Genomic DNA, 24308 nt, shown 5'->3' on the forward strand with positions numbered 1-24308 from the left:
TCAATTACTTCTTTGTTAATTTCGCATGTCCAATGGCTTTAATAATTTTTAAGGACATATTGCCCTCAAGCTTGTCACCTGTGAGGGTTACATCCTTACTGTTATAAGTGAAAGCCGTTTTAGATGTCAATGTTTTCGTTTTGTTATCAAAATGAAGGGCCTCAGTTTTAAATTCTGCACCTTCCGTATTGGTAGCAGTAACGCCTTGATCAATATCAAGAGAGTTTCGATCACCCGTCAGTACAGCATGAGGAGCTGTAATCGTAGTAGTCACATCATCTTGATAGAACAGACCTTTCAAATTGGTCAGAACGATAGCTTTTGTACGCGGGTCATATTCAATCTTCTCAGCCGATAATGCCCATACTAACTTGCCATCCTTTTCCTCTTGCAAGTCCGCACCTTGGAAATTAACGAGTTGTCCACTTTGATTTTGAGTGGAATTAGCCTCATTAGAGTCTTTCATAATAAATACAATAAGACCGATTAGAGCTAATACTATAGCGACCACAATGGCAATTAACTTTTTATTGTTTTTCATGCGCTCTCTCCCGTATAGCTATCTTCTTATCGTAATCAATAATTTGATCCATCTTAGTCATCCAACGATGTTGGAACCAAAGCCACTCATCTGGATGTTCACGAATAAATTCTTCCGTAACACGTACACAGGCTTCAGTTAGACGATACATATCAACATCTTCATCGCCAGTTTCCTCATAATGTAATGCCGGCAAGATATGAACGATATGTCCTCCTTCAGGCTTACGAGATGCAAAAATAGGTACTACAGGAGAGCCGAATTTCTTTGCAAATGTTGCTGGTCCCATAACAGCTGATGAATCTTGTCCCAAAAACGGAACTGGTAAACCATTTATATATCCATCTTGGTCAGCTAAGAATCCAAGAAGTTTTTTCTTTTTTAAAGCCTTAGCAGCAGAAACGATTTCGTTGCCACCACTAGCAAATACGTCAAGCCCCACCATCTCACGATATTCATTCATAAGGCGTGTGAATTGAGCATTAGGTTGTTTCTTAACAATTGTAGTGGAAGGATATCCATGAGCCGCCATAGCAGCCCCCATCCATTCCCAGTTGCCTACATGGCCGGTAAGAACGATAACTCCCTTATCTTCAGCAATGGCCTTTTCTAAATGTTCAACACCACGCATCTCTATGTGTTTATTGATAAAGGATTTCGTCAGGTTTGGCATGTATAATACTTCCATAACACTGCGACCAAGATTTTTGAACAACTTATTAATTAATTGTTCCGCCTCTTGATCGTTCATATTCATGCCAATTTTAATATTATTTATGCCTCTAAGCTTTTGCTTCTTCGCTATTAGCCCATATACAGGACCTAAACAAGCGCCTATGAGCAAAATGAGCTTGTATGGTAGTCGACAAACAAGCCAACTAATGCCTTTAACTAAATGGTATTGCCATTCGTTATTCATTCTGCCCACCTCCTTTATTGTCCATGAGCATGGGCCTCTCGCGCATAATCTGCAACAACAGAATCCCATAAACCTTGATTCTTCAGGATATATTCTACAGCCTCTCTAACAGCACCATGTCCACCATTGACGGTAGAAATAAATTTAGCTATTGATTTAACCTCTAATACCGCATTATTTGGTGCCATCGGCAAACCTACGAGTTGAAGAGCTCCTAAATCATTAAGATCATCACCCATGTAAGCAACCGAAGCTAAGTCGATTTGATGTTTTTTACAAAGAGCTCTTAATGCTTCAGTTTTATTAGCATGCCCCATAAGAAGTTCATCAAAATGCAATTCCTTTGCACGGCGCTCTACCATAGGAGATACACGAGCCGTAATAATTGCTAACTTTATCCCTGATTTACGAGCCGCAGTCAAGCCTAAACCATCTTTTACAGAAAAGGCTTTGAGCTCTTCTCCAGTCGATGTATAAATTAGAGTGCCATCTGATAAAACTCCATCAACATCGAGAACAATCCATTGAATATTCATTATACAATGCCTCTACGCAATAAATCCGTAATGTGAACAATGCCAAGACATACATTATTAGTATCAACCACAGGTAATACGGTGATAGGGCGAGGTTGATTTTTCTCCATCAAATGAAGCGCTTCTGCGGCCAATTTATCCTTTGTAATCGTACGCGGCATAGACGTCATCATATCCTCTACGGGCCATTCTAAAAAATTGCTGCCAGAATCAAGTCCACGTCGAACATCACCATCAGTCACTAGACCTAACAAATGTCCTTCTTCATCAATAACATTTGTAGCACCTAACCCTTTTTCTGTCATTACAAAGAGTGCATCACGAACGGTAGCCCCTTTAAATACTGTTGGATTATCCTCGCCACCATGCATGATATTTTCTACAGTCAACAATAATTTGCGACCTAAGGAACCACCTGGATGGAATACAGCAAAGTTTTCTGGAGTAAAATGATGGCGTTCCAATAAACATACCGCTAACGCATCACCTAGTGCTAGAGCAACAGTAGTACTTGTAGTAGGTGCTAAACCCAATGGACAAGCTTCTTGTTCTACCTCTGCCAACAATACAATATCAGAATTTTTTGCTAATGTAGACTCTGGTTTCCCTACAACACAGATTAATTTAGCTCCTATGCGGCGCAGAGACGGCAAAATACTAATGATTTCTCCTGTTTCACCACTATTAGAAAATGCTAACACTACATCATCTTCAGTAATCATACCAAGATCACCATGCACGCCTTCACCAGGATGCATAAAAAGTGCCGGTGTCCCTGTACTAGCCAAGGTAGCCGCAATTTTACGACCAATATGACCAGATTTTCCCATTCCTGTACATACTACACGGCCCTTACAAGCCAAAATCATATTTACAGCATTTACAAAATTGTGATCCAAACGAGAACTTAACTCTTCAATAGCACGAGCTTCCTCATGAAGCACCTGTGCCGCTTGTTCTAAAATAGTCACAAATACCGCCCCTAACCTTTTACGATTTTATCAATAGCTACTAAATCACGAAGCACATCTTCGAATTGATCTAAATACAACATATTAGGACCATCAGACAATGCTTCCTCAGGATTATCGTGCACTTCAAAGAATAGCCCATCTACACCACTAGCCACAGCCGCACGTGCCAAATTTGGTACAAATTCACGGTTACCACTAGATTTAGTCCCTGCACCACCTGGTAATTGAACGCTATGAGTAGCATCAAAGATTACTGGATAGTCGAAAGAACGCATAATTGGGAAGGATCTCATGTCAACTACGAGATTATTATAACCAAAGCTAAAACCACGTTCGGTAAGCATAAGATTTTCATTACCTGTTTCTTTCATTTTATTAAGAACATTTTCCATGTCCTTAGGAGCCATGAATTGACCTTTTTTAACATTTACGCATTTACCAGTTTTAGCAGCGCCGTAAACAAGATCAGTTTGACGGCATAAAAAAGCTGGAATTTGTAGAATATCTAATACTTCAGCTGCAGGTTCAATTTGCTCGATAGAGTGAATGTCACTGACAACGGGCACATTGAGTTCCTTCTTAATAGAAGCAAGCATTTTTAACCCTTCCTCAAGACCTGGTCCACGGAAGGAACTAAAGCTAGAGCGATTAGCTTTATCAAAGGAAGCTTTAAAGATATAGGGAACACCTAAACGTTCGCATATCTCTTTTGCTCGTTTACCGATAGCTAATGTGCGGTCATAGTCCTCAATAACACATGGACCTGCAAGGACAAATAAACCCTTGCCGCCACCCACAGTAATATTTTTAATTTGAACTGTTTTCATTTATTTCTCCTCTTGCTCGTAAATTGCATTAACACGAGCTAAGTCTTCAGGTGTATCAACACCGATAAATCGTTTATTTGTCAAAATAACACGAATTGTATAACCGTTCTCTAGAGCACGTAATTGTTCTAGAGATTCTGTTTGCTCCGCCGGAGTTGGCTCCATCTTAGCGTAGTTTAATAAAAACTCTCTACGATATGCATAGATGCCAATATGTTTTAGTGGCGGACGCACAAAATCATGGCGAGGATATGGGATTAAAGATCTAGAAAAATACATCGCATCATTACGATTATTTAAAATGACCTTTACCGCTGATGGCTCCTCGTACTCTTCCTCTAATAAAGGAGTAGCTACTGTGGCCATCTGCAAGTTTGGATCTTCCTCAAATAGACGTGCCAAGTCATCAATAAGATTTGGATCAATCATCGGTTCATCACCTTGGACATTGATAACAACATCCAAGTCTGTATAATGACTCGCAACCTCTGCTAATCGATCCGTCCCTGTAGGATGATTAGGATCTGTCATCATAACAGTTCCCCCAAACTGTTGTACTGCAGAATATACGCGGTTATCATCAGTGGCTACAATTGTACATACTGTCTTTGTAGCTTGTGATACCCTTGCATAAACCCGTTCAATCATAGGTTTACCTGCAATATCAGCTAATGGTTTGCCCGGTAATCTTGTAGAACCATAACGCGCAGGAATAACACATCCAAACTTCACGATAAAACCCCATTTCTGTTATTCGTGTATCTTATTATTATACACTAAATCTCTAAATTTTCTATGAATTCTTGTTTTCCAGAAACAAATTCAATTCCTATAGATAGCACCAGAATCGGTATTTTCAAGTCTTCAATTGCATGCAACTGACTTAACTTAACTGCATCCTTTTCTGTAATGCAAATAGCATCAGCTTGATGAGCAAATGCTTGTTTCCAAATCTCAACTACATCATCATTTGAAAAGTCATGATGATCTCCAAATGGCAAGGTATGAACAACGTTATACCCTACATCAGTTAACGTTTGTGTAAAGGATTGAGGGTTTCCAATTCCACTCACAGCCATAATGCGTTGTTCCTTGTAAGCATCTACAGAAGCCCCAACAGAACCATTAGCCCACTCATCTAAGGTGTACATAAATTGCGGCTTATGTGTTGTTTCATAGACAGGTATATTGGGAATCATCTGAGTTAATCGCTTTCGAATGCCGGATACAATACCTGGTGCTACTTGATCAACCTTAGTAAGAACGATAATATCCGCACGCTGTAAACCACTAAGGGGTTCACGTAATAGTCCCCGTGGCAATACATGTTCATAGCCAAACGGATTGGATGCATCGATTAGTACAATATCAATATCTCTTGCTAGTGCACGATGTTGAAAGCCATCATCCATAATAAGACAATCGGCACCTAGCTCATTAATAGCGATTTCTGCAGATTTGGAACGTTCACGTCCAATGATTACATTAGATTTTTGTAAAACCTTAGCCAGTAACCAAGCCTCATCACCACTGATAGATGGCTCTACAAGCATTGTTCCGTCTTTAGAAATAATAATATTTTTGTTATTATCTTCTGCACGGTATCCACGACTAAGAACAGTAGGATGAAGGCCCTTCTGAGTAAGCACATCACAAATAAATCGCACCATCGGTGTTTTTCCAGTACCACCAGCCGTAATGTTGCCAACGCTGATTACAGGCACTGTAACTTTCGTAACGCCTTTACCCTCATCAAATCGAGCATTGCGTATTGATACAGCTTTCTCATAACCTTTACTCAAAAGGCCTAAACTGGAGCGAGCTATATCACCTAATACGGATTGATCTTCACCACTAACGATGGATTTGAATAATGCTTCCCCACTCATAGGTGACGCCTCCTATTATGTAATACAGTAAACTAATCTACAAATTTAGTCTTACTACGGAATAATTTGATGTTTCTCAAATAGCAAACGTAACTCTTGTGTATTACGCCGCGTAGCACCACGATTTTCTTTAATGATATCCAGGCAGTTTTGCCCCATCTTTTTAGCCAAGTCTCTATCCTTACATAAACGCAAGACCATAGCGGTTAACTCTTTTCCATTCTTCACTTGCTCACAAGCATTTCGAGAGTTTAATAAGGCGAAAATTTCTTTAAAGTTAAACATATGAGGCCCAACCAAAATTGGCTTACCATGTGCAGCTGGTTCCAAAATATTATGGCCTCCAGTTTTAACAAGGGAACCACCAACAAAGATAATATCGCCTAAGCTATACAGTCGGCCAAGTTCACCAATGGTATCTAAAACGACAACGGGAATACCTTCATGAACAGGCTCCTTCATATCGCTACGACAAATAGCACTCAATTCATAACGCTTTGCAATATTTTGCACATCATGACCGCGATAAATTTCACGAGGCGCAATCAATAAACGAGCTTGTGGATACTCTTTCAATACTTGCTTGAAGGTTTCAAAAATAGCCTCTTCTTCACCTTTGTGAGTACTACCTGCAATAATGATAGGATGATTATTTCCAAAGCCAAATTCATCGAGCAGAGCTTGTTTTTCTTCATATGATACGGTGGCATATGTTTGATCGTATTTCATATTACCTGTTACGGTAATATCAGGTGTATGAGCACCTAAACTTTCAATATACGCCGCATCAAATTTGGACTGCATGCAGAAACGCTCAATAGAACGTAACATTTCACGCGTAAAAGCACTGATATACTTATAACGTTTCATACTGCGATCTGAAATGCGTCCATTAACCATCATAACTGGAATATTTTCCGATTCGGCGATACGCAAGAAGTTTGGCCAGATTTCAGTTTCTACAAGTAAAATAGTAATCGGCTTAATAATATGTAAAATTTTACGAGTTAAATATGGTAAATCAAGGGGAAAGAAAATAATTCCTTCTGCTTCAGGAATGATACGATGAGCCATAGCATGACCAGTAGCAGTAACTACAGACACAACTACAACAGCTTCTGGAAACTCCTTTTTGACTTCTTTTACCAATGGACTGGTAGCCACAATTTCCCCTACAGAAGCGGCGTGAATCCAAATAGCACGACGCCCTTCAATTTTCTTTAATAGTGAAGCTGGCATATAGCCTGCACTCTGTTTGATACGCTCATAAAATCCATCTTCAAAGGCAAGTCGGTATAAAATAACCGGAATCAAGCCAATCCAATAGAATATGAGCAATACGTTATATATCCAGTACATGGTTATCCTTTATTGGAGAATTGAACGGAATAAAGATGGTTGTACAATCCGCCGTCAATAGCTAATAGCTCTTGGTGAGTCCCCTGCTCTACCAAGCGGCCTTGATTGAGTACAACAATTTGATGAGCATTTTGAACAGTGCTCAATCGATGGGCAATAACAAATGCCGTACGCCCTTTCATAAGGCGATCTAACGCCTCTTGTACAAGTTTTTCACTCTCCGTATCTAAAGCAGATGTAGCTTCATCTAGAATTAAAATACGAGGGTCTTTTAAAATAGCGCGTGCGATGGCAACGCGTTGACGTTGTCCACCAGATAATGAACTGCCTCGTTCGCCTACAATTGTATCGAGACCATCAGGCATCTTCTCAACGAACTCAAGTACGTTAGCCGCTTTAGCCGCTTCATACACGTCTTCATCAGTAGCATCTAAACGGCCATACAAGATATTCTCTTTAATTGTAGCATTGAATAATACGGTTTCCTGTGGTACAAGACCAATTTGTTCACGCAAGGATTTAAAAGTAACATCTTTTATATCGTAACCATCAATTGTAATAGAACCACCTGTTACATCATAGAAACGTGGTAATAAGTTAGCGAGAGTTGTCTTACCTGCACCAGATGGACCAACGAGGGCCACACTTTCACCAGCCTTAACAGACAAGGTAAAATGTTCTAAGGCAGCCTTTTCTCCATCATAGGAGAAAGAAACATCATTAAACTCCACATTGCCGGTAATAGCAGGCAATGTAATAGCATCAGGTTTCTCCACAACATCTGTTTTAGTATCTAAAATTTCAAATACACGATCAGCAGCAGCCAACGCCTTTTGAATATTACCATATACTTGACTCAAACGTTTTACAGGATTTGACAAGTTAATAGCATAAATCAAGAAGGCAATCAAAGAACCTGCAGTAATAGCACCTGTTACTACGGAGTAACCACCGTACCAAAGGATGACCGCTACAGCGATTGCCGCAGAAAACTCAACCATTGGGCTTAACAAACTAGTCAATTTAGTAGCTTTGATAACTGCTTTAAAATTGCGATCATTTTCATCTTCAAAGCGCTTACGCTCAAAATCTTCACGAGCAAAGGATTTTACAACGCGAACTGCACTAATTACCTCTTGTAAAAGTGCCGTAATATCAGCTACACGCCCTTGGACATCATGCCCCGCCACGCGAAGCTTCTTACCAAAAACATTGATAATCACTAAAACTACGGGAACCGTAATAAAAGTAACTAACGTCAATTTCCAGTCAATGAGAAGCATGGACACCAAGGAACCGATAAGTGTTACAGATTCAGTGATAAAAGAAATCAAGTTATCTACCACCGCCGTTTGCAATGCAGCTACGTCATTTGTAAGATTACTCATGATAACGCCCGTCTTACGACGATCGAAATAGGATAAGCTTAATTTTTGTAGATGATTAAAAATAGCCTCACGTACATCGATAATCACGCGCTGTCCGATGTAGGACATGTTATAAGTTTGACCATAGGTAGCAAAGCCACGAATTAGGAAAATGAGTATAATAGCACCTACAATAAGGTTCAACATAAACATATTCTTTTCATCTAATACTTGGTCTACTACATTCTTAATTAGCCAAGGTACTACCAAATAGGCAGCAGCAGCGACAATCATGCAGAATACTGCAAAAAGCATTCGCTTATAATAAGGCTTTACAAAGTATAAGAGCCTAGAATAACTATTCATTACATTTCTCCTTACCGAGATTATATACAAGATGTGCTACCCGTTTTACTGCACCCGGTTCACCTAATTTATGACGTACTTCGCGCAATTCACTGCGCATAGCTTCATTTTTCTCTACATCACTAATCAATGGTTCTACCAAAGACACAATCGCTTCTGGCGTGACAGCATCTTGTAATAATTCAGGAATGACTTCTTTACCAGCTACAATATTAGGTAAGCCCACATGTGTTACATTTACAACCATCTTACCAATACCATACGTAATTGGAGATACGCGATACAATAACACCGTTGGCAATTCCATCATAGCCGTTTCTAATGTAGCGGTTCCTGATGCAGCAAGGCACACATCACAAATCTGCATCAAGTCATATGTATGGTCTTCCGTAATCGTAACAGGCACTTTATGAGCATCGATAAAAGCTTCTAGCTCACTTCGATCAATTGTATGCGCTCGTGGCAAGAAGAATTGAATATCTTCATGCTTCGCCATCAATTGCTCACCACTTTTTAACATCGTATCAAGCAAGGATAAAACCTCTTGTTTACGACTGCCCGGCATGAGCAATACCTTTTTAGCCTCTTTACGAGCCCCAAAGTATGCTTCGGCCGCATCCTTAGTCATCGTAGGATGTACGATATCGAGTAAAGGATGCCCTACAAAATCTACATTACATTTATACTTGCGATATGCTTCAGCTTCAAATGGGAAGATAGATGCTACTTTAGTTACATACTTACGGATTGTATTACCTCGACTACTATGCCATGCCCAAATCGTTGGAGCAATATAATACAAAACAGGAATCCCCAGTTCATGAGCCACCGCAGCTAATTTCATATTAAAACCTGGATAATCTACACAAACGAGAATATCTGGTTTTTCCTTCATCATGACACATTTCAAGTACGTGCGCAGCTTAAAAAATTTTGGCAATGATTTCACAATCTCTACAATACCAATGACACCAAGGTTCTTAATGTCATAAACGATACGAACACCAGCGCGTTCCATCAGGGTGCCACCCATACCAAACATCTCTACAGAAGGATCTATTTCTCTCAATGCATTGGCTACACTTGCCGCATGAGTATCGCCGGAAGCTTCACCGGCGGAAAACATGACTTTCATTATGTATCCTTTCTGGAATTTACAAATTCTTGGTCTACAGCACAGATAACAATACCATGACGATCTGCCATATTAAGCACATCTTGTTGTTGTACGAAAATAGTCTTTTCCGCTTCTACAGCTAGCACCTTACAACCGCTATCAATCATAGACATGAGAGTTTTTATGCCTACTGCTGGCACATCAAAGCGTACGTCTTGATTTGGTTTTTCGGTTTTAACGACAACCGCATCTCCACGACCGAGTTCGCCACCTCGTAAGATACACTTATCAGTCCCTTCAATGGCTTCAATAGCCATGGCCGCCTTATGCTTAACAACAACGGTTTGACCTATATCAAGGGCCCCCATTTGTTTAGCTAATTCAAAACCAAAACAAATGTCAGCCCATTGCTCATCTGTAGGTTGTGCTTTTGAAAGCACTCCTACCTTTGGCATAAATGGTTTCAAGTATGCTGTTTGATCTAATACTTTAAAGCCTTCTCGTTCGATTTCATCAACGATGGCAAGCATAATCGTATCATCTTTACGATTTTTGAGCCGCTTTAAAACGCCTAATGTTTTTAAATCAGGAAATGTAAGGCCTTTAAAGAGAATCTCTTTAGTGACTTTTCCAAGCATAGTTAACTCTTGAACCTCTTCTTTTTTCAAGGTTTTAAAGATTTTACCTAGTTTAGCAACACCAATATCATAGAAAGCATCAGCCTCAGCCTTTAGAGCTGGGTCTATATCAGGTACTACACCGATAACAACCACCTCGTGGCCCAATACATGAGCGGCACGCATGAATTCTACAGGCAAAACACCAATGCCCGCAATTAATCCTACCTTTGCCAAGACTATACCTCCTAGATGACCTCACGGCCTATATATCAATTAGTAATTTCAAGTTCACTATGAAAATGCCTAAAAATAGACATAATCATATACAATATATTTTACTATAAATAGCTACTTTTTACCATTAAAAAGCCAAGGTTTATGCCCTTTTCTTCATCATTTTATTAAAATTTCCTTATTACTTTTAACTACTAAAACATCTACGAATATATCTATAAAAATATTTTTATAATTATGAAAATATAATGCAAATTATCATTAATATAAAACTCAACCAGTTATAATGTACACAAAAAGACCTCGTACATTGTACGAGGTCCTCATAATTAATCGCGACGAGTACGCATAATTCCCCTATCGGCATTGCGTAAGAAGCGTAATAAATTTTCAATTTCTACGGAAGAATCCAATTGTAATTCCATTTCTTCAATCGCCTTAGATAAGCTGAATCCAGAACGATAAATAATACGGAATGCTTGTTTCAAATCACGTCGAACATCTTCGGAAATTCCTGCACGAGATAAGCCTACAGAGTTTAGACCGATAACACGTGCTGGTTGACCATCGGCAATCACGTAAGGTGGGATATCTTGTACCACCTTAGCCATCCCGCCAACCATTGCATTACGACCGATTTTAACAAATTGATGAATACCTGCAAGGCCGCCAATAACCACGCGATCTTCAACGATAGCGTGCCCTGCAAGACCAGCACAATTACTCATTATTACATTATTACCAACGATACAGTTATGAGCCACATGTGTACAGGCTTGAAGTAAACAATTATTGCCTACACGTGTTTCTTCACCTTCACCAGTAGCGCGGCTAATAGTTACGAATTCACGAATAACCGTTTCATCGCCAATATTACAATAGCTTTTTTCGCCTTTAAATTTTAAATCTTGCGGTTCCAACCCAATAGATGCGTTAGGATAAATTTCACAACGCTTACCAATGGTTGTCCAACCACCAATTACAACATGTGCACCGATTTGTGTGCCATCGCCAATCTCGACATGTTCGCCGATAACAGCGCCAGGACCTACGATTACATCTTTGCCCAATTTAGCATTTGGATGGACTATGGCTGTACTATGGATGTTGGATTCCGCATTTTCCATGCCTACAACTATCACTACAATCACTCCTCATTCTATTATACAAGGGCAAACATGTATTCACCGCTAGCGCACAATTTGTCGCCAACATAGGCACGGCCTTCAACCTTGCCCATTTTACCTTTAATTTTAACAATATCTACCTCCATGCGAACTTGATCGCCAGGTTTTACAGGATGGCGAAAACGCACTTTATCAATACCTGTAAACATAGGAGTAAGACCACGATTTTCCTCAGGGTACAATAATGCAATACCACCAACTTGAGCAATAGCTTCAGTCAATAATACACCTGGCATAACTGGGTTTCCTGGAAAGTGACCTTGGAAGAACAATTCGTTGAATGTAGCATTTTTAATACCCACAGCACGTTTCATAGGTTCTAACTCAACAATACGATCAACCAAAAGCATTGGGTAACGATGAGGTAAAATTTCTAAAATATCTTCGTGATTAAGAATCATGGCTGTGTCTCCCTTATTTCTTCCATTATACTGCGAGCCAATCTTGAATTTAATTCATGACTCGATTTCAAAGCAATTACATGGCCTTCAATCGGTCCTAACAAGAATAAATCCCCTATAACATCTAATGCTTTATGGCGAACTAATTCATCCTCAAAGCGTGGTATAGATAGACATTTCTCATCATCATAGACTAATGCATTATCTAGGCTACCGCCTTTTGCAAGCCCCATGGCCTGTAATTGTTCCAATTCCTTCATAAATCCGATAGTCCTAGCCGATCCAATGTGTGCTTTGAAATACTCAGGCGATACTTCAAAATCACATTGTTGTGTACCAAGCAACGGATGGCTGTTAATTGATGTAAAAGTCATGCGATAGCCATCATATGGCAAAATCACAATAAAACGATCTCCATCATAAACAGCATGAGATCGAGTCACTTTGTATATATGACGCGACGCTATTTGTTCTTCAATGCCAGCCTCTTCAATAAGATTGACAAAAATAGCACTACTACCATCACCTACAGGAGGTTCTGGAGAATCCATTTCAATATAACAGTTATCAATATTCATAGCACTGAACGCTGCCATCACATGTTCAACAGTAAATACCTTTGCTTCACCATTTTCCAACGTGGTAGCGCGCATAGTGTTCGTCACATTATCAATGTGTGCTCGCACAGAAGGATGCCCTTCAATGTCCGTGCGGACAAACACAATTCCTGTATCTTCAGGTGCAGGCTTAAAAACCATATGTACTGGTTCACCGCTATGAAGGCCAATCCCTTGATATGAAACAGCCTTTTTTATTGTTTGTTGTGGCTTACTCATAAGAATGTCCTTTCATAATCCGAATTCACGTTTACTATACACCAATATGTATTATACCCTATTTGCATAGGGGTTACAAGAAATTTACCATATATTACGCTAATTGGAAAGACTATTCTTAGTCTTTAAAATTTTAATAGATTATTTTTAAACACTAAATTATAAGTTACAAAATAAAAAGAGATTTCATCCATGCTAATAGGAATCAGTTTCATCTTGGATATTCCACAATCGCATAAACAAAATCTCTTTAAAATTATTAACTATTGAAAAACATCAGGTGGTGTATCTATTTGTTCACCATAAAAACGACGAGTCCATTTCCAACGGTTATGAAGCCAAAACCAATCTTCAGGATATCGCCGAATATAATCTTCAATAAACTCATTTAGACGAGTTGTTGTTACCGCTATATCACGCTTTTTATCATCTGTGCGTTCCACATAAATTGGTGGATGCGCTTCAATCTCATGTTTCTCAGAAAACGGACTATAATGTATGGTTACAAAAATAATGGGCACATCTTGCATACGAGCCAATACAGCTGGTCCCGCAGCCGTCAATGTTTCATAACCAAAGAATGGTACAAGAAGGCCATCATCACCAGGGTCCTGATCCATAATAAGGCCTAAAAATGCACCTTTTTTTAGTTCATTAATCATTTCACGAACACCTGTTTTATAGGTCACATGTTGATGCATAATCCGACGATATTCATTGATAAACTTATCGGCATCACCATTTTGTTTCATAGCCACAGAAATCAACGGATACCCTTCAGAAGCAAGAACGGCACCTAGGAGTTCCCAGTTACCACTATGAACAGCGGCTAAGATTGCACCTCGACCATTTTCTAAGGCATCATCTAAGTACTCTCGATTAATAAACTCCACCATATCTTTGTATGCACCATCTTTAATTTCAGGATAGCGCAATACATCAATAATCATACGGCCAAAGCGTGTAGTGCTAGCTTTCGCAATACGTCGAGCTTCTTTAGGATCATCTGTAATATTACAGAATAAAATTTGGCCTATCGCTAGGCGCTTGCGTTTAGGTGGCACCACTAACCACGCAATTTCACCTAGCAATGTACCAATAGCATATTGCAAACCTTTAGGTAATAAGCAAATAAAGGCACTAAAGATTTTCATAAACCTATACATGGATTATTAGCTCTCCTTAAGCTGTGCTTTCAAAGCGTCAATTTCTTTTTGTAATTGTTTTACAGTTTTCACCATTTCTGGCAAACGATTCTCGTAAGCAGCCAATTTTAACCATTCTTTATGAGGTCTCATTGGATACCCAGCCATAACAGAATTAGATGGTACATTGCCAGTAATTCCTGTTTTACCTGCAAATTGTACATTATCTCCAATTGTAATATGACCAGTACAGCCTGTTTGTCCTGCAAAGATTACATGGTTACCACATTTTGTACTACCTGCAATCCCAACCTGTGCAATCAAGAAACAATCTTCTCCAATCTCAACATTGTGGCCAAGGTGAACAAGATTGTCAATTTTTGTACCGCGACGTACCAAGGTAGATCCCATTGTAGCATTATCAACAGTAGTGCAAGAACCAATTTCTACATCATCTTCAAGAATAACATTGCCTACTTGAGGAATATGCGTATGAATACCATTTTCTGTGGCAAAGCCAAAACCTTCACCACCGATAACTGCTTTAGCACGCAATACAACGCGTTTACCCAAAATACAGTTCTCATGTACGATAGCACCTGCATAGATATCAGAATCTTCCCCAATTCGTACATTATGACCAATATATACATAAGGTCGAATTGTTACATTATCACCGATAACAGCATTATCATTAATAACACAATAGGCACCAATAGCTACATTTTTACCAAGTGTAACATTCTTGCCAATAATAGCTGTACTATGCACTTCACGGGGAACTACAACAGGTGGATGGAATACTTCTAGCACTTGGGCGAATGCGGCTTTTGCATTATCAACTACGATTTGTGCCATCGGTGCATTTTTTACTTCCGATTCAACGATAACAGCACCCGCTTGGCATAATGCAATATGTTCAACATATTCACCTATTGCAAAAGTTATGGATTGTTTTACTGCTTGCTCAAAGCTACGTGTCTCAGTAATGACAATAGACTCATCCCCTATAAGTTGACCGCCTACTAAATTTGCGAGTTCCTGTAAAGTTTTTTCCAAGGCAAACTCCTCCCCCGTGATAATCTTCAATTATTGTGCAGCTTCAGTTGTACTTGTTGCAGCTTGATCTGCTTGTTGTGCATTTTGCTGAGCATCTTGTTGCTCTTGGGCTTTAGCTGCATTTTCAACTTCTTTGATTTGGTCGTCAGAAGCTTTACCCATTTTTGTAATCAAATCATCAGTTACATCAGAGCCACCGCCAACAACAGCGCCTTTCTCAATAATAACATCAAGTTTTTTCTCTTTCACAAGTTCATTGATTTTTTGTTCTTGATATTGACGATATTCTTGCGCTTTTGCATTCGCAAAGGCATTTAATTCTTGATTCGCTTGATTAAATACATTTTGTTTAGATGCTTCATCGGCAGCAGCAATTTTAGCATCTAATTCCGCTTTTTTAGCATTGATTTCTTTAGTAATTTCAATACCTTTTTCAGTACTGTTTGCTACTTTCACGCTATCAACATAACCAACATTATTAGAACCACAACCACCTAAGATAGCCATAGAAGCTACTAAAGATGCACCTAATACTAAAGATTTAATACGTTTATTCATAATATAACTCCTTATTGAACTCGATAGGACGCCTTCACTGCATCAGTAATATCAAGCCCTTTAATATTACCACCATCATCGATGATGACTAAATCTAAATGTTGTTCCTCCGCAATAATTGCTACGCGCATACGAACATCTTCTAAAATGGCCTCATGAAGTGCACTCACTTCAGCTTCTTTATCTGAAAGCTTTTTTGCCCATGTATCATTCCACTCTTGCGCCACAGGCAGGTTATTATTAGCAATGATGGCTTGTGCTTGTTGTTGTACCATGGAGTCTCGTTTCTCAGCTAATTCCTTCTGTAGGGATGCAGCGTATTGATTGAGCTCTTCCTGCCCTTTTTGTTGCATTGGAGCAAGCTCAGCCTGTACCTTTGCTTTAATTGAATCCACATCGAAATCCGATGGTTTTCTCTTAGCTAATAAGTCCTTTAATCTTTCTTCTTTTTTAGCTTTTTCAGCCATAGCCGCTGCTCTTTGTGCATCATCTATATATACACGTGCATCATAGGTATATAAGTCTAGTTGAAGGTTTACGATTTCCAGATCATATTCATTAGTACTAACCTTTAACTCAGCTAAATACTTTTGAGTCAATTCATTGCGTTTCGCATTTAATTGCTGATTTAGTTCATTCTCTTTTGTTGCAATACGAGTTTGCAATTCGACCGTAAGAGCATCTGACAAGGTTGAATCCAGTGCAAGCGTTTTCAACTGTTTATCTTGTGTCTCTGACTTGGCATTTAAGGCTTGTTGTTCAAGTTCATATTGACGTTGTAAAAGTTCCAGTTCATTTTTGGCTTGTTTATAATCCTCATAGGATGGATTAAACTCTAGTACATCATCAATGCGTACAACACCTATTGACATACCATCAGGACCCTGTTGGCGATTTGTTACAAAACCATAGGCCCAAATCATAGCACTTATTGCAGCAACGAGAAATATGACTAGTCCTATATATCGTTGTTTCCCGTTCATTGTCGTTCTCCCTTACATAGAACTACAGTTTATTTTTTTGCATCAGTAGCTAGTTTTTTCAATACTTGATCTGTAATATCAACACCACCGTATAGTACAGTGTCTTTAGTCATAACAACGCTAAGACCTTTAGCATCACCAACCGCTTTTGCAGCCTCCATAGCTTTATCTTGAACGGATTTAGCAATTTCTTGATCTTTTTTAGCTAGGTTTTGACGAGCTTCTTCAGCAATTTTTTGTTTAGTAGCATCATCTTGTGCTGCATCAATTTTAGCTTGCGTTTCTTGTTGTAATTGGCTTTGATAGCTCATATATTCTTGAGCTGCAGAGATATAAATTGGATTATCTTGAGACAACATACGAGATGTATCGATAACCCCAATAGTACTAGTCCCACTATTACTACTAGGCGAAGCCATTTGCGTATAAGCTAACGCACCAATACCAACAATAAAAATAGCAGCAATGACGATGGAAAAAATCTTTACATTCGCCTTGTTGTTCATCATTCGCATCATAATAGAGTGCCCTCATTTCTTTAAATCACTGCATCAAAGGATGCCATATAGAGATATTGGTGAAAGCCTCTTTAAAAAGAGGCCTTCACCATATACATTTACAATATTAGAATTGTGTACCGAAGCTGAAGTGGAATTTATTTTTGTGTTTACCCACACCATAGTCAAGTTTAACAGGACCAATTGGGGTTGTAATACGAACACCAGCACCAACGCCATAGTTAAAGGATTTTTTGCTGTTATACCATGTAACATTTGGTGCATCCCATGCATCACCAATATCACCGAATAACACACCGCTAACTTTCTTAACAATTGGGAAACGGAATTCCAACGTAGCATTGTACATCTTTTTACCACGGAATTGATCATCTTCATAACCACGTAAGGAATCAGCACCGCCCAACGTGAACAATTGGCTATAAGGAGCATCACCTTGGATGAAACCAGCACGTGCACGGAATGCCAATACATTCTTAGCACCCAATTTCTTGTACATACGAGTTTCAGCTGTGAATTTGTAGAAGTCGAAGTCACCGCCCAAGCCATGACCAGCCCATTGTGTAGTATAAGAAATACGACGACCACGAGTTGGTTCATAGATATTATCACGAGAATCGTATACTTTTTGCCATGTTACGGAGTTAATGCGACCGAAGTTATTTTTTACATAGTTGTCAGATGCGAAGTTATAGGAACCATTATCCCAGTTTGTACCTTTACCCGCATTTTTATCATAACGGAAGCCAGAGCTATCATCATCATCCCATTTATAAGAATCTTTACGGGATTCTAATGTCAAGTAATCACGAGTATATTCCCCAGTTTGACGTCCGAACGAAATATTAAAGCCACGAGATTTCTTATTGTATTCTGCTACTTCATTACCATCTTCATTGTAATCTGTGTATTCATCTTCGCGGTTGAAGAAGGAGAAGCCAAGGGATGTACCTTTGCTATCGATCCAAGGTTTCAAGTAGGAGATTTGGTAGTTCTTATATTTTTTCTTACCACCGATTTCCCAGTGAACTTTAAATTTATCGCCAGTACCACGGAAGTTATCTTCACCGAATTCAACGATACCCATCAACCCATCAGATTTAGAGTAACCAGCACCTAATGTGATGGTACCAGTCTTATGTTCCAATACATCGATTTCAATAATTACATTATTTGGATCTTGTTCACCTGGCAACATACGAACGTTTACGTCATCAAAGAAACCTAAGTTATATACGCGTTCTACAGAACGACGTACCAAGAATTTATTAAAAGGTTTTCCTTTCTTTTGAACAAATTCACGAGTAATAACTTTATTGCGAGTTTTCTTGTTACCTGCTGGAATGATATCTTCTACGATACCTTCAACAATGTGTATATGAAGTACGCCTTGGTCATCTACACGGACACCATCAACGTGTGCTAACATATAGCCATCACGAGCATATGCAGCATTAATACCTTGGACTTTTTGCCCTACAGATACAGAGTTAAGAACTTGACCTGGTTGAATATCCATGAACTTAGTCAATACTTCGGAGGAATATACAGTATTACCTTCAAAGGAAACGCCAGTAGTAACTGGATTTACGGTTACGGCAAAGTCCAATTTTACGCCTTCAGGCACGGAAGTAAATACAGGATTTACTTCAGAGAAGTACCCAGTATTACCAAGATTAGTTACATCTTTAAATACGCCATCAACAGATACGGCATCGCCAACTTTTTCAGTTAAAATTGGCAACAAATTTGCTTGCTGTTCAGCTGTAACGCCAGATATAGATAAACCGGTAATCAATTTACCTACGTAAGGATTAACAGATTCTGCACTAGCAGATGTGACATATTGTGCTTCTACTGTTGTAACAGCTTGAGTTTGGCCATTTTCAGCAGCCTTATCAAGATCAGTACCACCAGTAGTTTTAGATACCATTTTTACTTGTTTATCATCAGTTTTTAAAGCAGCATTATTGACTGTAACAGTTCCATCAGAACCTTTTACTACAGTGCCGTCACTAGATATAGTCGTATCACCACGAGCAGCTAAGATAGCTGCATCAGTTTCATCTTGTATAGTTGTAGTAGTTGCATCAGCATTATAAACAGCTTGTGTAGTAGCTGCATCATTTGCTGTAGCAGCATTAGTCGTCGTTGTGCTATTTAAATCTGGAGTATAGCCAGCTTGTACCTCAGCAGCAAATACACTGCCTGTCCCCATGACAGCGGTCAACACGGACGCTGCAAGCATACTTTTATAAGCTTTTGGTTTAAACATAAATTCCTCCTAGAACTCATCCCCATAAAGAGTTTACATCTTATTTATAAAGACTAATAAATCTTTATCATTATAGCATAAATTGCTTGGAATGAGTACTATATTAAACAAATTTTATGAAATTAATATGACTAGAATGTGCATACCTAAGGGGTTTACACATTCTAGCCATACTCTTAAAAGCTACGTGTCCAACGACCACCTATATAATTGTTCCCTTTTGATGTATGCCATCCCGTGAACTTAAGGTTTCGTTTAACAGAATATTCTATACCATATTTATTTTGTTTGTTATTAATACCTTGAGAATAAGTCAACATGACTCTCGGTAATACATATTTACCGATTTCAATATTATAATTACTTGCCGTATCCCTATTGGTTGGCTCATCGGGATCAATTGACCCTGTTGTAATATTGATGCGGTCTAACCCAAGTGTATTTTGTAATGCATCTTGTACATAGCCAAAAGCAAACATTTGAAGCCCTGCTGTAGCCACAGCATTCACATCTTCATTTGTCAAAGTACTACTATTTGAATCTGCACCGCGGCCGAAGGTCAACATGGAAATGATTTGCTTTCTAGACAATGTAGGATTAGAGGACAATGATAAGTCCATATGATCCACTGTCCCTTTTACGCCAAGCATAATAGTGTAATTACTTACATTTGTTTCAGCCTCTAATTGTAAGTTTGGTAAATAAGAGCCACCTACGAAATGGGCATTCCCTTTTGTAATATTAAATACATGGCTCAAATACTTAAACGTGCCATTTCTAACATCGAATTGACCACTAGCAGTTGGATTTTGTAAGGATCCACCAAAATGAACATCGCCACTGATAAACATGTTGTATAAGGTGCGATCATATAAGCGTACTCCTTTACCAGCATGAACAGTAACATCCACCCCCATATCTTTGGTACTTTCACTAGATTGTAAGGAAAGAGGAATTTTGAATTGAATCTTTTCAAGATTTAAAGTACCAATAAGGGTCGGCAATCCATCTCGGTCAGCAATATAAAGTTCACCATTCAACGGTCCTCTTACATATTCACTGCGAACCTCTAAGTCTTCTAGCTGAACTGCCGCCTTATAATTAGTAAGAGTATGTCCAGACCAATTTACTTTAGCAGCCAAACCAGCTGAGCCTTTGCCCATATTAATACGGGATTGGAAATCACCTTGTTGACCAGAGAAAATTAAGTCACCATCAATACCAGTAATTTGATTTTCTACACTTGACAATTTCATCGTACCATTACGTACCGATACAGTACCATATGCTTCAGGCTGATCAATAGTGCCTGTAATGTGAACCGTGCCTTTTAACGGACCTGTTGCCTCCTTAACACTAGTTGTAAGAAGAGGGATAACAGCCATATCTGCTTCGTTAAAATCAATAGTTACATCCATAGATTTGCTATCATTTGCTGGAATATACCCAGATGTAAAGATTGCCGCTAATGGAATCTTACCATAGACACTTAGCTTATACCCACTTTTGGCACCTTGAATTCGTTGAATCTGAATAACTTGATCTTGCATTGTAGCCAATACAAAACCTTCATCAATACCAACACCATTAAAGGACCCCGACTCTATAGCACTGGATAATTCTACTTTAGGATTCTTAGTTTCTCCAGTGATATTCACAACACCAGTCACCCAACCAGTAGCTTGAATATCCTTACCTATAAGTGGCAAGAACGGTACTATATCAACATCCTTTAATGCAACCTGTAAATCTGCTTGACCATCAAGATCCATCGTACCGCCTATTGCAATAAGACCGTCCCCAACAGGTAGTTTCAAAGTTGTAACTTTAAATTTACGATTAGCAAAACTTGCATTGATAGTTGCATCACCAACAATTTTTTCATCAATACTTACATCATTAATCTTGCCTGTTACATTAACACTTGGATTGTCGCGTGTACCTCCAATTTCAACAGAACCATTTAATTTACCATCAATATGTTCGTTGGACCGGTCTAGCAAGTTTAGTAAATTCTTTACGCTACCATTAGTAACATCTAATACACCAAATAATTGTCTACTGTCATCAAACTTCATACCACCTTTAACAGCATAGCGACCACCATCGGCTTCAGCAAAGGTGAAATCTTGTACATTTACAACCGATTTATCTGCATAAACACGACCATGAATATCGTTCAATAATTCTCCATTAACTGATAAGGCATCAGATGAAATATAGCCATTGAATTGAGGGTTATCCATAGATCCAGTAATTTGCCCTCGACCAGATACCAACCCATCAACTTTGTAACCCGTATTAATGAGCAATCTGCCCATATCAATATTTTTACCTTCAAAATCAACATTAATTACTTCTTTAGATACTGTACCTCCACCTGTGATAGTTGCACCATAACCTTCAATATCAAATCTATAAAGCTCTAATATATCATTCTGATAGTTATATTTTGCAAATGCATTAGTCACGAGTTTTCCATAAGCAGAACCATCCCACAAATGAGCACGACCTTCTATAATCGGATTTGCAGCCGTTCCTGTAATATGATTGTCTGTTTCAAACCAACCCGTAATAGGAACATCTGTAACAGTACGAATCACATTTTCAATACGAGCAGCCCGAGCCCTAGCATTTAAATCTAACGCATCCGTATCAAGATTATACCAACCATTAACATCATAGCCCCCATCGCCATCACCAATATGTCCGTTGATAATAGTGAGAATATGGTTATCTAGCTTAATATCACCATGGATATTATTGAATCGAGCCCCTTTATAATGTACCTCTTGACCCCATACAGTGCCCGTTACATTTGGATTATCTACTATGCCTTTTATCGCAAAAGAAGTATTTAAGGTGCCATCAACATCTTGACCAATAATAGGACTTAATGCGGTCAACGGCAATGCATTACCTGAAATAGTGGCATCTACGTTACCATTCTGGATATAGCCATACCCGCTAAGCGTCCCATCCCCCATAGTACCTACAACGGTTATGTTTGTACGATTATCAGCATGCGTAAAGTTAGCTTTTACAGTATCAACCACAACGCCGTGAATACCTATTTGGCGACCTTCAACAGCGCCTACGGCATCTGTAACTTGATTATTTTTTCCTAAAATACGAATCTCACCATCGATATTACCTGTAATCGGTGTGGTCATATCTTTTGTGAAAGTGCCTAAAGGTAAATCTTGAGTATTTATAATAGCATCAAAATCCCCTGTATCAGCTACATATTGACCCTTAATCTTTGCGCTACCTTCACCTATAGACAAGTGCGCATCATCAGTACGAACTAAACCGTTATCATATACGATATTCCCTTGTAAACGATCAATATAGTAACCTTTATAAGAAATACCATCACTAGCAATCGTTGCATCTACACGAGGGGCTACTGTCGTACCACCAATATGTGCACGCCCACCTACAATGCCAGTAACACCGACATCTGTTATCGCTTCTAAAGCTACTTTATCGGCTACAACATTAAGATTTAAATATTCTTCCTCTTTACCCAGTGTAACTAATCCATTGATCTTTGCTACTTGATCATTTACTCTCCAAGAACTACGACTAATAACGATTTGATCATTATTAAGCATAATGCGACCCGTACCATCGGTAATATTATAAATTGTATTACCCCGTTTATAAGTGCCGGTTAAGCCTTTAAAGCCTACATTACCACTCATGATATATTTGCCATCTTCACTTTTAAGATTTAAATGTATATCTTGTAATTTACCACTCGTTACAGATAACTCCTTACGAAGTGGAACAAAACGCATAATACCAGCTGTATCAATTTCGTTAGCTTGTACAAAGAGATCAAAATTAGATACATTGTTCATATCAATTTTGCCATTCATGGTAATTGCGGAACCATCTACATCCGCAGTAAAGGCGCCTTTAGACATTCCACTCATATTAAGCGCCATAGTCCCATCAAGATTTTCTACATTTCTCTTTATTCCATCTTTAGTACGTAGAGCTACACGACCATCATTAATAGTTACAGAGCCATCAAAAGTACCCGACTTATTTGGATCGGATGGTTTTACTAACTTAGTTATACTCCACGACCCATCAGCTAGTTGCCATATATGAAAATCTGGCGTCTCGACGATTACACTAGAAATAGCCGTAGCCCCTGATGTGTTGCCACCAATAATCTTCGGTAAAGAAGATAATTTAACTCCTACAGCTACCTCTTGAGCAGTTCCAACTAAATGTCCATCTCTATCTTTGATAATCACATCTGTTAGAACAACATCACCATTCCAATTAATTCGGAGAGAATCATAGTCTATAGAACCGTTTATGACATTATTTACTTGTTCTTTAACCATAGGTGCAATGTAAGTTTGAGCCATAGGATTAATGCTGGCACCAACAATACCAGACAAACCTAAAATCGCTGCACCGATAAGGAGCCACTTTTTACGGGTCATAATGATACTCCCATACACATTATGAATAATATAAATATATATACTAATCTTACCACAGACACAGTAATAACTATAGTATTTTCAGAGTGAATTTTATAAAACCTATCAGGAACACTCATTGTCTATAATGT

The 24308-nt window shown here is 38.8% G+C and carries 21 protein-coding genes; all 21 read right to left on the reverse strand.

Annotated features, from left to right (window positions below; translation table 11 throughout):
- Positions 1-4 precede the first annotated feature (4 nt).
- A complete protein-coding gene (gene lptC, locus ACLRYO_RS08410) occupies positions 5-541 on the reverse strand; it encodes an LPS export ABC transporter periplasmic protein LptC (RefSeq protein WP_004698432.1) in 537 nt (178 codons plus the stop codon).
- Positions 528-1460: a lysophospholipid acyltransferase family protein gene (locus ACLRYO_RS08415; RefSeq protein ID WP_004698446.1), complete on the reverse strand. Its 933-nt coding sequence runs from the start codon at positions 1458-1460 to the stop codon at positions 528-530. The genes lptC and ACLRYO_RS08415 overlap by 14 nt, the downstream gene beginning before the upstream one ends.
- Positions 1461-1474: 14 nt before the next feature.
- Positions 1475-1996, reverse strand: coding sequence for a KdsC family phosphatase (locus ACLRYO_RS08420; protein ID WP_024061567.1), 522 nt, complete (start codon positions 1994-1996; stop codon positions 1475-1477).
- A complete protein-coding gene (locus tag ACLRYO_RS08425; RefSeq protein WP_278618545.1) occupies positions 1996-2967 on the reverse strand; it encodes a KpsF/GutQ family sugar-phosphate isomerase in 972 nt (323 codons plus the stop codon). Before ACLRYO_RS08425 ends, ACLRYO_RS08420 begins: the two co-directional genes overlap by 1 nt.
- An 11-nt stretch (positions 2968-2978) precedes the next feature.
- Positions 2979-3797, reverse strand: coding sequence for a 3-deoxy-8-phosphooctulonate synthase (gene kdsA / locus ACLRYO_RS08430; RefSeq protein ID WP_278618547.1), 819 nt, complete (start codon positions 3795-3797; stop codon positions 2979-2981).
- Positions 3798-4529: a 3-deoxy-manno-octulosonate cytidylyltransferase gene (gene kdsB / locus ACLRYO_RS08435; RefSeq protein ID WP_004695494.1), complete on the reverse strand. Its 732-nt coding sequence runs from the start codon at positions 4527-4529 to the stop codon at positions 3798-3800.
- 44 nt (positions 4530-4573) lie between these two features.
- Positions 4574-5686: a tetraacyldisaccharide 4'-kinase gene (gene lpxK / locus ACLRYO_RS08440; RefSeq protein WP_004695492.1), complete on the reverse strand. Its 1113-nt coding sequence runs from the start codon at positions 5684-5686 to the stop codon at positions 4574-4576.
- A 54-nt stretch (positions 5687-5740) separates the two neighbouring features.
- On the reverse strand, positions 5741-7045 hold the full coding sequence (locus tag ACLRYO_RS08445; protein WP_012864072.1) for a 3-deoxy-D-manno-octulosonic acid transferase: 1305 nt from the start codon (positions 7043-7045) through the stop codon (positions 5741-5743).
- 2 nt (positions 7046-7047) lie between these two features.
- On the reverse strand, positions 7048-8778 hold the full coding sequence (locus tag ACLRYO_RS08450; protein WP_024061012.1) for an ABC transporter ATP-binding protein: 1731 nt from the start codon (positions 8776-8778) through the stop codon (positions 7048-7050).
- Complete coding sequence (gene lpxB / locus ACLRYO_RS08455) at positions 8771-9913, reverse strand: lipid-A-disaccharide synthase (RefSeq protein ID WP_278618549.1); 1143 nt, start codon at positions 9911-9913, stop codon at positions 8771-8773. Before lpxB ends, ACLRYO_RS08450 begins: the two co-directional genes overlap by 8 nt.
- Positions 9913-10749, reverse strand: a complete 837-nt coding sequence (locus tag ACLRYO_RS08460) for an LpxI family protein (RefSeq protein WP_278618550.1) — start codon at positions 10747-10749, stop codon at positions 9913-9915. The genes lpxB and ACLRYO_RS08460 overlap by 1 nt, the downstream gene beginning before the upstream one ends.
- 329 nt (positions 10750-11078) lie before the next feature.
- Positions 11079-11891: an acyl-ACP--UDP-N-acetylglucosamine O-acyltransferase gene (gene lpxA, locus ACLRYO_RS08465; protein WP_004695481.1), complete on the reverse strand. Its 813-nt coding sequence runs from the start codon at positions 11889-11891 to the stop codon at positions 11079-11081.
- 20 nt (positions 11892-11911) lie between these two features.
- The gene (gene fabZ, locus ACLRYO_RS08470) at positions 11912-12337 is read right to left on the reverse strand and encodes a 3-hydroxyacyl-ACP dehydratase FabZ (protein ID WP_004695477.1); all 426 of its coding nucleotides are present in this window, start codon (positions 12335-12337) and stop codon (positions 11912-11914) included.
- Positions 12334-13173: a UDP-3-O-acyl-N-acetylglucosamine deacetylase gene (gene lpxC / locus ACLRYO_RS08475; protein WP_004695472.1), complete on the reverse strand. Its 840-nt coding sequence runs from the start codon at positions 13171-13173 to the stop codon at positions 12334-12336. Before lpxC ends, fabZ begins: the two co-directional genes overlap by 4 nt.
- Before the next feature lie 263 nt (positions 13174-13436).
- Positions 13437-14339, reverse strand: coding sequence for a lysophospholipid acyltransferase family protein (locus tag ACLRYO_RS08480; RefSeq protein ID WP_012864066.1), 903 nt, complete (start codon positions 14337-14339; stop codon positions 13437-13439).
- A gap of 6 nt (positions 14340-14345) precedes the next feature.
- On the reverse strand, positions 14346-15377 hold the full coding sequence (lpxD, locus tag ACLRYO_RS08485) for a UDP-3-O-(3-hydroxymyristoyl)glucosamine N-acyltransferase (protein ID WP_012864065.1): 1032 nt from the start codon (positions 15375-15377) through the stop codon (positions 14346-14348).
- A gap of 30 nt (positions 15378-15407) precedes the next feature.
- Positions 15408-15935 (reverse strand): OmpH family outer membrane protein, encoded by a 528-nt coding sequence (locus ACLRYO_RS08490; RefSeq protein ID WP_012864064.1) that lies wholly within the window; start codon positions 15933-15935, stop codon positions 15408-15410.
- An 11-nt stretch (positions 15936-15946) separates the two neighbouring features.
- Complete coding sequence (locus ACLRYO_RS08495) at positions 15947-16918, reverse strand: hypothetical protein (RefSeq protein ID WP_156696969.1); 972 nt, start codon at positions 16916-16918, stop codon at positions 15947-15949.
- A gap of 29 nt (positions 16919-16947) precedes the next feature.
- Entirely contained in the window at positions 16948-17436 is a 489-nt protein-coding gene (locus ACLRYO_RS08500; RefSeq protein WP_004695463.1) for an OmpH family outer membrane protein, read from the reverse strand.
- Between the two features lie 106 nt (positions 17437-17542).
- Positions 17543-19711 carry an outer membrane protein assembly factor gene (locus ACLRYO_RS08505; protein ID WP_012864062.1) on the reverse strand — a complete coding sequence of 723 codons (2169 nt, stop codon included), beginning with the start codon at positions 19709-19711 and terminating at the stop codon, positions 17543-17545.
- Between the two features lie 176 nt (positions 19712-19887).
- Positions 19888-24177 (reverse strand): translocation/assembly module TamB domain-containing protein, encoded by a 4290-nt coding sequence (locus ACLRYO_RS08510; RefSeq protein WP_156696968.1) that lies wholly within the window; start codon positions 24175-24177, stop codon positions 19888-19890.
- Between the last annotated feature and the right edge of the window lie 131 nt (positions 24178-24308).

Origin of the sequence: Veillonella parvula, assembly GCF_047241225.1 — a bacterium.
GTDB lineage: Bacteria > Bacillota > Negativicutes > Veillonellales > Veillonellaceae > Veillonella > Veillonella parvula_O.

Bases quoted from the DNA above. Each gene is read 5' to 3' on its own strand.
- lptC (WP_004698432.1), bottom strand. From the start codon at position 541: ATGAAAAACAATAAAAAGTTAATTGCCATTGTGGTCGCTATAGTATTA.
- ACLRYO_RS08415 (WP_004698446.1), bottom strand. From the start codon at position 1,460: ATGAATAACGAATGGCAATACCATTTAGTTAAAGGCATTAGTTGGCTT.
- ACLRYO_RS08420 (WP_024061567.1), bottom strand. From the start codon at position 1,996: ATGAATATTCAATGGATTGTTCTCGATGTTGATGGAGTTTTATCAGAT.
- kdsA (WP_278618547.1), bottom strand. From the start codon at position 3,797: ATGAAAACAGTTCAAATTAAAAATATTACTGTGGGTGGCGGCAAGGGT.
- lpxK (WP_004695492.1), bottom strand. From the start codon at position 5,686: ATGAGTGGGGAAGCATTATTCAAATCCATCGTTAGTGGTGAAGATCAA.
- ACLRYO_RS08445 (WP_012864072.1), bottom strand. From the start codon at position 7,045: ATGTACTGGATATATAACGTATTGCTCATATTCTATTGGATTGGCTTG.
- ACLRYO_RS08450 (WP_024061012.1), bottom strand. From the start codon at position 8,778: ATGAATAGTTATTCTAGGCTCTTATACTTTGTAAAGCCTTATTATAAG.
- lpxB (WP_278618549.1), bottom strand. From the start codon at position 9,913: ATGAAAGTCATGTTTTCCGCCGGTGAAGCTTCCGGCGATACTCATGCG.
- fabZ (WP_004695477.1), bottom strand. From the start codon at position 12,337: ATGATTCTTAATCACGAAGATATTTTAGAAATTTTACCTCATCGTTAC.
- lpxC (WP_004695472.1), bottom strand. From the start codon at position 13,173: ATGAGTAAGCCACAACAAACAATAAAAAAGGCTGTTTCATATCAAGGG.
- ACLRYO_RS08480 (WP_012864066.1), bottom strand. From the start codon at position 14,339: ATGTATAGGTTTATGAAAATCTTTAGTGCCTTTATTTGCTTATTACCT.
- ACLRYO_RS08490 (WP_012864064.1), bottom strand. From the start codon at position 15,935: ATGAATAAACGTATTAAATCTTTAGTATTAGGTGCATCTTTAGTAGCT.
- ACLRYO_RS08495 (WP_156696969.1), bottom strand. From the start codon at position 16,918: ATGAACGGGAAACAACGATATATAGGACTAGTCATATTTCTCGTTGCT.
- ACLRYO_RS08500 (WP_004695463.1), bottom strand. From the start codon at position 17,436: ATGATGCGAATGATGAACAACAAGGCGAATGTAAAGATTTTTTCCATC.
- ACLRYO_RS08505 (WP_012864062.1), bottom strand. From the start codon at position 19,711: ATGTTTAAACCAAAAGCTTATAAAAGTATGCTTGCAGCGTCCGTGTTG.
- ACLRYO_RS08510 (WP_156696968.1), bottom strand. From the start codon at position 24,177: ATGACCCGTAAAAAGTGGCTCCTTATCGGTGCAGCGATTTTAGGTTTG.